Origin of the sequence: Nostoc sp. (assembly GCF_036916655.1) — a bacterium.
Classification (GTDB): Bacteria; Cyanobacteriota; Cyanobacteriia; order Cyanobacteriales; family Nostocaceae; genus Nostoc.
In genome coordinates this window covers 176,001-187,802 of the sequence record NZ_JBALFY010000019.1, presented here as the reverse complement: position 1 = coordinate 187,802, position 11,802 = coordinate 176,001, and the positions used below count along the sequence as shown (strand labels likewise).

The 11,802-nt window shown below is 37.1% G+C and carries 6 protein-coding genes; 2 read left to right on the top strand and 4 right to left on the bottom strand.

Annotation, left to right across the window (positions count from 1 at the left end; translation table 11 throughout):
* Positions 1 to 275: 275 nt before the first annotated feature.
* Entirely contained in the window at positions 276 to 1,088 is an 813-nt protein-coding gene (locus V7L31_RS05060) for an SDR family NAD(P)-dependent oxidoreductase (protein ID WP_334695222.1), read from the bottom strand.
* A 387-nt stretch (positions 1,089 to 1,475) separates the two neighbouring features.
* On the opposite strand from V7L31_RS05060, the gene V7L31_RS05055 reads away from it, so the two are divergent.
* Positions 1,476 to 2,453 carry a threo-3-hydroxy-L-aspartate ammonia-lyase gene (locus V7L31_RS05055; protein ID WP_334695221.1) on the top strand — a complete coding sequence of 326 codons (978 nt, stop codon included), beginning with the start codon at positions 1,476 to 1,478 and terminating at the stop codon, positions 2,451 to 2,453.
* Positions 2,454 to 2,529: 76 nt separating this feature from the next.
* On the opposite strand, the gene V7L31_RS05050 is transcribed toward V7L31_RS05055, so the two are convergent.
* Positions 2,530 to 7,872 carry a trifunctional serine/threonine-protein kinase/ATP-binding protein/sensor histidine kinase gene (locus tag V7L31_RS05050; RefSeq protein WP_334695220.1) on the bottom strand — a complete coding sequence of 1,781 codons (5,343 nt, stop codon included), beginning with the start codon at positions 7,870 to 7,872 and terminating at the stop codon, positions 2,530 to 2,532.
* A gap of 206 nt (positions 7,873 to 8,078) precedes the next feature.
* The gene (locus tag V7L31_RS05045; protein WP_334695219.1) at positions 8,079 to 10,388 is read right to left on the bottom strand and encodes an NAD(P)-binding protein; all 2,310 of its coding nucleotides are present in this window, start codon (positions 10,386 to 10,388) and stop codon (positions 8,079 to 8,081) included.
* Between V7L31_RS05045 and V7L31_RS05040 the strand changes: the two genes are divergently transcribed.
* Positions 10,387 to 10,530, top strand: coding sequence for a hypothetical protein (locus V7L31_RS05040; protein WP_334695218.1), 144 nt, complete (start codon positions 10,387 to 10,389; stop codon positions 10,528 to 10,530). The two genes, V7L31_RS05045 and V7L31_RS05040, sit on opposite strands and share 2 nt — an antisense overlap.
* Here the strand turns inward: V7L31_RS05040 and V7L31_RS05035 are convergent, their stop codons facing one another.
* A complete protein-coding gene (locus V7L31_RS05035) occupies positions 10,531 to 11,781 on the bottom strand; it encodes a hypothetical protein (protein WP_334695217.1) in 1,251 nt (416 codons plus the stop codon).
* Between the last annotated feature and the right edge of the window lie 21 nt (positions 11,782 to 11,802).

The window sequence follows — 11,802 nt, the reverse complement described above, 5'->3', positions numbered from 1 at the left end:
CATTGACATAAATCTTTTTTTCATAAAAAATACGTAGAAAAATATATTCTCTACGTATAAAAACGGTTAAAAAAGGGACTGGGGATTAGGGATTAGGGACTGGGAAAATTGTTCGGGGATTCAGACCACTACGCAAATTTTGTTCGCGCAGCGTTCGCACAAGAAGAAAACTCTTCCTAGTCCCCAGTCCCCAATCCCCAGTCCCCAGTCCCCAGTCCCCAATCCCCAATCCCCAATCCCCATATTCTGGCAAAATTGGGATGCTCCCGATGGAACTACCGATTTTTTTTAAGTTCGTGCATACTTCTGACAACTTTTGTCACTAAATTTCTGGGTGTAAATCTGACACTTTCACTCAATATCTTATTTGTCATACCAGGAACGACAACAGTTTTATTTTTCATTAAGCTTCGATAAGCAATTTTCGCGACGGTTGCCGTATCCATCATTCTCTTAACGCTAGCAATCTTGGAATTTTCCATTGCAGCAGTTTGCTGGAATTCCGATGCTGTTGGCCCTGGACAAAGAACAGTCACGCTGACACCAGTGCCCTCTAATTCATTAGCGATCGCTTCTGAAAATGATAAGACATAGGCTTTAGTGGCAAAATAAACTGCCATTAGTGGCCCTGGTTGAAAAGCAGCCGCAGAGGCCACATTTAATATTTTTCCATAGTTTTGCTCGACCATATCCTTCAGGAATAACTTAGTTAAATGAGTTAGGCTGACGATATTTACCTGTAGCATTTTCAGTTCAGTGTTGAGGTCTGTTTCGGTAAATGCTCCATAAGTACCAAAGCCAGCATTGTTAACCAGCACATCAACCTTGATCGATGCTTGCTGTAGTTCTGTAAAAATTTCTTTTGGAGATGTTGGTATAGATAAATCCTTAGCGAAAATTTTGACAAAAATGCCAAATTTTTGCGGAAATTCATCTATAATTTCATTAAGTTTTTGTTCATTCTTATCCACTAGCACAAGATTATAACTATGACGAGCAAAAATCTGGGTTAATTGATAACCTATTCCACTAGCCGCTCCGGTAATGAGAGCAGTTTTTTTTTGCCGAATTTCGGATGTTTTATTCATGTTGCCAAAAGGAGTAAGGTGATAATTAATTTAAGCTTTATCGAACAGAATTCAGGAGTCAGGAGTCAGAATTCAGCAATGTTTTCTATATGACTGACGAATAGCGCCGACGGCAAGCGAGTCTTGTCTGCGACACGCTACGCGAACGAGCGTCTTAATTCTGACTCCTGTTAGCGATAGCGGGGCATTTAGCCCATTCTGACTTCTGAATTCTTCTTCAAAAAACTAGTTACAGCAATATATAATGTTTGCTACAACTAATTTTATGAGGACAATAAATGATGCTATCCACCTGAAATTTAATATGCCTCGATCAAGCATATTAAACGCAAATATAAAAATCTGTATCTATATCAACAAGAGCAAATATATTTAATATTGTTATCAATGTCACAGCATAATTCTGTTACTATAACTGACGTGCAAGCAGCACAAGAGCGAATTTTAGGGATTGCCCACCGCACACCTGTACTGACTTCTAGAATCGTTAACGATCGCACCAATAGCCAGGTATTTTTTAAGTGCGAAAATTTTCAACGCACAGGGGCATTTAAATTTAGAGGTGCATACAATGCTCTAGCCCAACTATCAATAGCACAAAAACAAACAGGCGTTATCACCTATTCATCAGGAAATCATGGCCAAGCGATCGCTCTAGCTGGTAAACTCCTTAATATTCCCACCACCATTGTCATGCCTGATGATGCACCCACTGTCAAACAAACTGCCACTCGTGGTTATGGTGCAGAGATAATTTTATACAATCGCCAAGAAACAAACCGAGAAGAATTAGCCCAAAGTTTAGCAACCGATCGCTCTTTGACACTGATTCCCCCTTACGATCATCCTCATGTCGTCGCTGGACAGGGGACAGCTGCTTTAGAACTGATTCAAGAAGTTGGTGAGTTGGACTTACTATTAGTTTGTTGTGGCGGTGGCGGATTACTTTCAGGAAGTGCGATCGCAGCCAAGTCACTTTTACCCAATTGTAAAGTAATCGGGGTAGAACCAGCGATCGCCGACGATGCTACTAGATCCTTTCACACCAAAACCCTACAAACTGTCAAAAATCCCAATACCATCGCCGATGGTGCGCGAACTCCTAGCCTTGGTCAAATTACTTTCCCCTTAGTGCTGCATTACGTCGATGATATGGTGACGGTATCAGAAGAGGCGATTCTTCGCACCATGTTTTTCTTGTGGGAACGTCTAAAAATTGTCGTTGAACCCACTGGAGTCCTCGCCGCCGCCGCCTTACTCGAAGGTGGTGTAGTGACAGCACCAGAGGCGAAAATTGGTGTCATCATCAGTGGTGGGAATGTAGATTTGGCGCAAGTTGGTAAATTGTTTTCTGACGCAGACTGACCGAAAATTAACGTTTCCAACCCGCGCAGGCGGATTTTGCCTGTGTAGCCGCGACTTCTAGTCGCCTCGTACAAAACTAGATTGCCCGCTTTTGCCAACAGGGAATTTGAATGATAAACTCTGCACCCTGTCCAGGCTCAGAAATGCACTCTATTGTACCTTGATGTTTGTCTACTACGATTTGATAAGTGATTGATAATCCTAAACCAGTACCTTGTCCCACAGGCTTAGTAGTGAAAAAAGGATCAAATACTCTTTCTCTGACACTATCACTCATCCCTACCCCATTATCCTTAATGGAAATAACGACTAAATCAGCGTTGACTACTTGAGTACGAATTGCGATCGCGCCAGAAGTACTCTTAGTCTCGTCTGCTTTTCTGTCCTCATTTAACTTTTCTAAAGCATCAATCGCATTATTCAGAATATTCATAAATACCTGATTTAGCTGCCCAGCATAACATTCAACTTTTGGCAAATCACCGTAATTTTTGATAATCTCAATTGCAGGCTTACCTGGTTTAACTTGGAGACGGCTTTGCAAAATTAATAAGGTACTCTCAATTCCCTCATGAATATTCACCGGTTTCATGTCAGACTCATCTAACCGAGAGAAATTACGCAATGTCAACACAATCTCCCGAATGCGTTGTGTGCCAATTTTCATAGAAGCTAAAGTTTTAGGCATATCTTCTTTAATAAAATCAACATCAATATTTTCTAAAAACTCTTCAATTTCTGGTGCTAAGTCGGGATAGATATTTTGATAAATATCAATCAATCTCAGTAAATCTTGCGTGTAATTATCAATGTGAGCTAAGTTACCATGAATAAAACTTACAGGATTATTTATTTCATGAGCAATACCAGCAATCATTTGCCCCAAACTTGACATTTTTTCGGTTTGAATAAGCTGAGTTTGAGTTAGTTTTAATTCCCGCAGTGTTTGCTGTAATCGCACATTATTTTCATTTAATTCCCTAGTTCTTTCTTGGATTTTCTCTTCCAATTTAGCGTAGAATTGGGCATTTTCTAAGGAAATAGCTGCTTGTGAAGATAGCATCTTTAATACTTGTATTCTATCGGAAGTAAATGCTCCCACTGTTAAATTATTTTCTAAATAAAGTAACCCAACTAATTTACCTTGATTAACAATAGAAGTACATATAAGCGATTTAATTTTATGCTCAATAATATATGGATCTATCGTAAAACTTCCTTCATTACTGGCATCAGATAAAACTACATCCTTTTTTGTTCTTGCAACATAATTAATCACAGAAATAGGTAATTGCTGACTATTTTCTAGTGGTATTGACTGACCAACAGTTAAATCATCTCGATCGACAGTTGCTTTAGCTTCAATAAATAACTTTCCTGCTTTATCTAGCAGCAAAATACCAGTCTGAGCGCCAGCATTCTCAATCACAATTGTCATTAATCTTTCTAGTAAGTTTTCCAATAAAATCACTTCTGACAAAGCTTGTGATGCTTTAATAACCGTGATTAAATCTAGCCCACTTGATTTTTCATTAGCAGTGGAAGTAGTAATCGTATTACTTGTAAATCCTCCTTGAGATTGAGTGGAAACCTTAGTAATTAATTCTGGATATTTTAATTCCAAATCCTTAAATTTAGCACTCGCCCCCCAACGACGATAACCATAGTGTGCCTTTGTCATATATAGCGACGCAAATTCATTTCTCCCTAGACTGAGATAAAATTCTGCCGCACATTCATAAGCTAGCGCCTCTTCATGAATATATTCAGAATTACGAGCGCCTTTAATTGCGCGATCGTAGTGTTCCATCGCCACTAATACTTGTCCTAAAAATCGTGCCTTTTCGGCTTCTACAAGTTCATATTTGTGCTGATTATTTATAGGTGAATGAACCGCCCATTCATTTAATTGATTTTGATTTTCTTCTACTTTCTTTATGGCAGTTTTTATATCTGTTTGGGAAGTAGGATTTAAACAGGGAGCCAACAATGACAGAGAATAATAAAACTTATATTGAGGTAGATAAACAGTCCCACTAGCTGCAACTTCATACTGTTGTGCTAATTGAGCATTTTTAACAGCCTGGCTATAATCTTTAGAGAAATAACTCAGAATACTTTTAGCAAGATAAGCATAAAATATAGCTGTAATATTCCCAGCCATTCTCTGCATTACTGATTCATTAAAACTATCGCCCTCTAAACAAGATTCATTATCCTGTCCTTGAACTAGTTCGATTACCATCTGTTTTAAGATCAGTAAGCAAATTGTAAAATGTTCTTGCTGTATTTTATGCGCTAAATTAATATATTGCTCTAGTCTTTGCTCAACAATCTCTAAATTTTCTCCACTCCAGAAAGGATGCCAACAAACCAATAATCCATTGTAACCCACATACTCAATATCCCCTGTATCTAAACCACTTTGAACACCATCTTGTAGAGGTTCTATCGTTGCTTGAATATGTTCTTTCCAATGTCTAACAAAAATATTAAATAAGGCGTACACTTTAGACTTAATTTGTCTAGCGTTAAATTGATCTAAAATCTTTAAAGATAATTTACCAAAACGATATCCTGATTCAATATCCTTAAGAGGCCCACATAAAATTAGCCCATAAAAACCATAGGCATAAGCTGCAAAAGATGAATTGCCATACTGCACACATAAATCAACCATCGTAAAAGCAATCAGTGGTAAAAGTGCAGGATCGGCTAAATAAGCGGGAGGCATAGCTGTCATTAGTATCCTCATGGCAGCTAGCTTATGAGCATCAGTCATTTCTGGCCGATTGACTAATTCTTCAATTGTTAACTGTGCTGGTGGAGTTTTAGACAATGAAACTCCCAACATCTCTAGTACCTGCAAATCTAAATCTAATGCTTCGCGCATTCGATTTTGAGCCACATAAAACTGAATTTTTTTCTCATATACTTTAACAGTATCAAGAATAGTTATGCTATTATTTATAACGCTAGTAAATAATGCTTCTGCTTGCTCAAAATTTGCATTTAAATATTCTACTTCTACTGTTTCTACATGAAGGTTAAGAGTTAATTCATAATAGTTTTGCCAAGAATCAATTGCAAGTAAGCTTAGACCTTGCTTCAGAAATTTTACAGCAGATTCATAAGCAGCAGAATCTTTAGCTTTCCGTCCAGACATAAGATTTAATTGAGCTAGTTTATATCTTTCTTCTGGAGAAGTGATTAATTCAGTACCGATATTTAACTGATTAACAATATCGAAGATTTTTTCTTCTAATAAACTTTCGTCTAAATTGTTTAATAGCAGTCTACCAATATTTAAATGAATCTCCTTTTTATGCTCATCAGGTATCAACGAATAGGCTGCTTGTTGCACGCGATCGTGAAGAAATTTATAATCAATTATAAAAACATCAACATGGTTTAATAGTTGTGGTTGTTTATAGCTATCACTTAAAGGTATGACTAAACCAGCTTGTAGTGCTTCCCAAATATCAAATGCTGTGTCATTCTGAGATTTATTATTAACACAAGAAAGTATATTTAAGTTAAATCGATTACCAATACAGGCAGCTATTTTTAAAATATTTTGGGTACTATCTTTAAGCTTTTGAATTTTACCGATCATTAATTCAACAACATTGTCAGTAATTCCTAGCATCTGAATATGCTGAATATCCCATTGCCATTTACCAGCAACAAAGTTGAATAAAAGCAGATTTTCTTGATGGATAAATTTGAGTAATTGATTGATAAAAAACGGATTCCCAGCAGTTTTGTTAAAAATCATTTTGGACAAATCTTTAGATTCCTCTAAGCTAGACTTTAGGCTGTCGTTAATTAACTGACAAACATCAGTTATTTTTAAATTTTGACAATGGATAATCTGGACAGGACTACTATTTTTTTCAATTTCCCGCAAAACTAACATTAAAGGATGACTGGGATCAACTTCATTATCTCGGTAAGCTCCAATTATCAATAAATATTGAATTTCAGTATCTACAGCTAATAACTGAATTAATTTTAATGAAGCTAAATCTGCCCATTGTAAATCATCTAAAAATACAACTAATAGATGCTCTTTTTGAGCAAATACATTGATAAACTTTTGAAAAACCAAGTTAAAGCGATTTTGTGCTTCTGCTGAAGCGAGTTGTGGTACTTCTGGTTGTTGACCAATAATAAGTTCTAGTTCAGGAATAACATCAATGATAATTTGAGCATTTGGAACTAGAGCCTCTAAAATTTTTACTTTCCAATTGGCTAATTGTGCTTCACTTTCTGTCAGTAATTGCTGCATTAACTCTTGAAATGCTTGAATCAGAGAAGCATAAGGAATATTGCGCTGAAATTGCTCAAATTTACCAGCAATAAAATAGCCTCTGTTTTTGATAACAGGTTTATGGATTTCATTCACTAATGCTGATTTACCAATCCCCGAATAACCAGCAACTAATATTAATTCTTTATTTCCTTGATTAACTTTTTCAAAAGCAGTCATTAATATATCTATTTCTACTTCTCGTCCATACAACTTTTCGGAAATTTGTAGTTGGCTAGACTGATCGTGCTGACCAATGGCAAAGTTAGTTATAGAATTAGTTTGCTCTAATTGATTCAGACAGTTTTCTAAATCTGCTTTAATCCCAAAAGCACTCTGATATCTTTCTTCAGCAGTTTTGCTGAGTAATTTCATAATAATTGCAGAAATTACTTGAGGAATTTCTGGGATTAACTGATCTACTGTTGTAGGTTGTCTAGCAATATGACAATGAACTAATTCCATTGGATCAATTACTGGAAACGGTAACTGACCTGTAATAATTTCATAAAAAGTTATACCCAACGAATAGAAGTCTGTACGGTAATCAACTGTTCGGTTCATTCTTCCTGTTTGCTCTGGGGACATATAGGCTAGAGTTCCTTCAAGCAAATCAGGATTACTGAGTTTGGGTTTTTCTTGCAAAAGCAGTGATGAGATAGAAAAATCAATAATTTTAACTTGATGAGTTTCTAAATTAACAATAATATTCTGTGGTTTAATATCTTTATGAATAATATGATTTTGGTGTAATTCACCTAATGCTTGGGTAATTTTAATACCTATCTTGAGAAAATAAAGTAATTTAATTTTCTCTGATTGAATAATTTTATAGAGAGAACTACCATCAAAATTTTCTAAGATAATTGCCAAACCATTGTTGTATTTTTCTAAGCTATAAGCTTGTATAACTCCAGGAATATCTAAATTTTTTATTAGTTCATATTCATGCTTGAATGCTGCTATATCTTTTAGTTCAGGGTATTCTATTTTTAAAAGTTTAATAACTACTAGTTTGCCATCCTTATTTCTCGTGGCTCTATAAACAGTAGTTTTTATTCCTTCATGAATTAATTCTATTATTTGGTAATTAGATAATTTAATCATTTGTTATATTGGCATTTTTAATGATTTTCAAACTTCTCAGATGATTATCCTATCATTTACAGAATAATAAATACATTTTTAAAGTCGGTTATTTAACAAACTTTAAAAATGTATCGTTCTACCAAAAAATCTAGATTTTCGCAAACTAAGTAATGCTACATTTTGTTGAGTTTGTCAAAATCCACCTCATAAATTTGAACATACCTTTAGAACCAAGAATCCCACTCACCAATAATTTTTTTGGTGTATTTTATATGGAAGCATTGGTCTAGAATTACTCGTGTCGCTTGCATTGCAGATATCACAGTAGCTTCCACACAACCGGAATTGTAGCCGTTGTTAATCCAGTCGCCAGCTAAGTAAAGATTATCAAATCCAGATTCATCAGTTTTGAGTCGATACTTGGTACTTCCAGGTACAGACAGTACATAACGTTCTGATGGATTAATGTTAACTCGCCAGTATTGAGCTTTAAAGCGTTCTACTCCCTGGCGGTTTTGAAAATCTACTAGTAAATCCCAATTCAAACCTTGGGGATTTTTTGGGTGAGTAGCATCAGGCCAAAGGTTTCCGATGTAATTGTTGAGGAAGTTAATTGCCTGTTGCTCTACCTTTTTTTGAGCTTTAGCTGGAAAATTATATTCTGTGTGGGGAGGAATTCCTGGATCTGCAATTACGCCGGTGAAATAAGCTACGTTATAAGGATAATGCTCAGAAGTCCAATTTTCTCGTTGTAATAACTCGCTCATATCTGCATAGACATCGAGTGGTTCAACGTAAGCGCCCAGCACAGGACTAGATTTTTGCCATCCTAATTGCGCTAAGGTGGGCTTAAGCCATATTTGTCCGCCTTGAGTAGTTACTGTTTTGACTTGCTTTAACATATCATGCCATTTTTGATGGGCTGGATTTTTTTTGGCATGGAGCAATTCACTACAAATAGATGGTAAGGCAGCTATGGAAATTCCCAGCAGCACAATATCAAAATCATCGCCTTTGGTGAGGGTAATTTTGTCTACATTTTGCCAAGGTGTCCAATGTGACTCAAGGTCAATTTCTTTATCTTGGAGTTTTTGGGCTTCTTCATCGACAATCTGATCGTAGAGAGGTTGATTAGGCCAGCAACGAATGTCTTTAACTGTGATAAGTGGTTGATATTCTTGCTCTGGGTTTTTTAAATTTACTTGGCGAGCTAAGGTAATGCTTGCTATTGATTGCTGGTCTTTATCCAAGTGTAACTGCTGGACAACATGGAAGAATTTGAATTTCACACCGCGACGCCTTAGCAGTTCATATAGTGGAGTGACGACTACCTCTGCCATGCCTGATTGCATTTTCCACATGATGGCACCATTGTATTTAAACAAGATGGTGGTGAGGACACGGATAGCTGTTCCGGCTGCTAGTTGTGGTTTATTGGTATTGCCTTCTGGAAAGCCATATACTAAATCGTATAGGACGCGAATAAATGCTGATTTAACGCTTGATTCCCTAGCTCCATGTTTTCTTAGCCAGTCTTTGTAGTTGTACTCATCTAAACTGTCTAGGGAACAAAAATCAATGATCTCATCTACAAATAAACCCCGGATATTTGCTAATGCTAGGTCGATGAGTGTTAAGCGCCAAAAGATTTCTGAATTTTGTCCGATTTTAGATTCTATCTGACTGCTCAAGTGTGTTTGAAAGCGCTTTATTAGTTTGACAATTAACTGGTGATGTTCACGCCTATGAGTTTTAGGATTTCTAGGTAGTGATTGAACTAAGTTGTGGGCAAGGTTTAAGAAAAGTCCTTCAGAAGTCAAGTCTAGGTTTTGGAAGATATTGCTAATGTATTGGTTGATATTGTTCAGCCATCCTCCCCAAAAGATAGGTTTTTGAAGAAATAACTGAATCAACTCGCTCGGAAATTCCAAGAGACTACTATCTGATAAAAATTCTACTACCTCTCTACCTAATACTATTTGTTTGGCAAGAGATGCTGAGAAACTTTTAGCAGAATAGGACTGTTCGTATTTATGAATGCCGGCGTAAGTCTGAATGACGAATTCAATGGTGGTGCAGATATGATCCCAAAGGGAACAAATGCCGCCACCTTTCCAGGGAACGAGAGAATTGGTAGGGAAGTTAAAAGGCAAAGTTACCCAATTTTGATTGATGTATTCTTCTAAGACGATGAGACTGTGGGGTTTGAATGCATCTTCTATGGTGCTGAAAGGCCCGTTACCACCAAGTTCGTCGTAGCATTGCTTGAGTAAACGAAAGGCATTTTCGTAAAATCCAAAAAAAATGTGCAGTCCGTGTTCTTCGATGCGGTAGTCAGGTTCATAATCAGGTGCATGGGGTTTGATGTTGCGTCCAGTTGCACATTTACCACCCAAACGCCAACCTGTTTGATAAATAGTAATGTCGTAGAGATTATCCCATCCTGGTTGACTGGTTAATTCATAAGCGGTGGTTAATGATGCCATTCCACCGCCTAAGATAGCGATCTTTTTTGGCTTTAAGGTTTCGGACATGGTTATTTTTCGTTATGTGGTGAGGGTAAATAAGGAAAGAGCAGGTAGAGGAGATAATTTACTCAGAATTCAGAATTCAGAACTCAGAACTCAGAATTCAGAACTCAGAATTCAGGACTCAGAACTCAGAATTCAGAACTAATTAATTTTTCTGTGGTGCTTGCCAAACGGCTTTTCCATCTTTGAGGATGAAGTCGAAATGCAGAACGAAACCAAGCTTGACGGGGATATTTATTGACTCGCTACCTGCGGGATAACCTTTGGCTAGTCCTAAGTCTTGGACGATTGGTTGGCTAGCGAAATTATTGATTTTTAATTGAAATTGATCGCCAAAATTCTTGAAGCCAAAGAGTTTGCCACCATAGAAGGTTTGTAGCTGCATGGGGGATTCAATCAGTGCTTGATAGCAGGCTTTTTTGCTATTTTCTACGTCGCGGATTTGTTTGAGGGTAACGAGGGGAACGACTCTTTTTAGAAGATATTCGATGAGATTGAAGGGTAACTGTAAGCCAGGAATTACAACTTCGTCGTTATCAAATAATAAGCTAGCGATCGCTCTTACTGATTCTTCAAAGCTGCCCCATGTTTTGATATCTTGATGTTTATCTCCTGTACCGATGCGTTGAATTTCCAGCAGGCGCGCATCTAGAGATTGACTTGTAGGAGAAAATTCTTTAAATACTAAGGTGTCTACGGTTAATAAATCCGGTTCTTGATTTAAGTCAGGAATCTTAAATGTGCCAAGTTGTTTAAAGAAGCCGTAGACTTCTCTACCAGAAACTAGGATGGGAGAATTATTTACGTATAAGTAAGGCATGAAGCAAGCTAGGCGTTCGGCAATGAATAAAGGCCCAACTCTTTTACCTACTACTGTTAACATCCAAAAGATAGCTTCTTCTTCATGCACAGTTCCTTTGTCATAGTCGGGTGGATAAATAGAACTTAAAGAATTTATCTTGTTGAATGTCAAGATGAGATAGTTTGTCGCTGGGCGATATTCAATCTCGCCGTTATTGGGATCGTTGAGATATTTATCACACACCTCTTGCAACTTTGCCATTGAACCTTCAACCACAAAGCCGTACATTTTTGTGTCTTTGATTTCGTAAGGTTGATTAAATGCCTGTCCATCTGCCCGTTCTATATATTTAGGGTATGATGATTTGTTACCGCCTCTGCCAAAGTAATTTTGGAAAAAACTAGTTGCGTCTTGTTCCATATTTTTGCCTTTTACGGCTAAATCTTGGAACAATTGATCTGGTTTTTGTTGGATTTGGGTAAGGTAATCTGTAAGTTTTTGGGGTTCTTGAAATAGGGTAGTAAATTCGCTAAAAGCGCCTAAAGCCGTATGGAAACCTGTTTGTATTGTCTGCAAAGGGTTGTTGGTATTCATCGGGTTGTGGGGAATAAATGA

Bases quoted from the DNA above. Each gene is read 5' to 3' on its own strand.
- V7L31_RS05060 (WP_334695222.1), bottom strand. From the start codon at position 1,088: ATGAATAAAACATCCGAAATTCGGCAAAAAAAAACTGCTCTCATTACC.
- V7L31_RS05055 (WP_334695221.1), top strand. From the start codon at position 1,476: ATGTCACAGCATAATTCTGTTACTATAACTGACGTGCAAGCAGCACAA.
- V7L31_RS05050 (WP_334695220.1), bottom strand. From the start codon at position 7,872: ATGATTAAATTATCTAATTACCAAATAATAGAATTAATTCATGAAGGA.
- V7L31_RS05040 (WP_334695218.1), top strand. From the start codon at position 10,387: ATGGTTATTTTTCGTTATGTGGTGAGGGTAAATAAGGAAAGAGCAGGT.
- V7L31_RS05045 (WP_334695219.1), bottom strand. From the start codon at position 10,388: ATGTCCGAAACCTTAAAGCCAAAAAAGATCGCTATCTTAGGCGGTGGA.
- V7L31_RS05035 (WP_334695217.1), bottom strand. From the start codon at position 11,781: ATGAATACCAACAACCCTTTGCAGACAATACAAACAGGTTTCCATACG.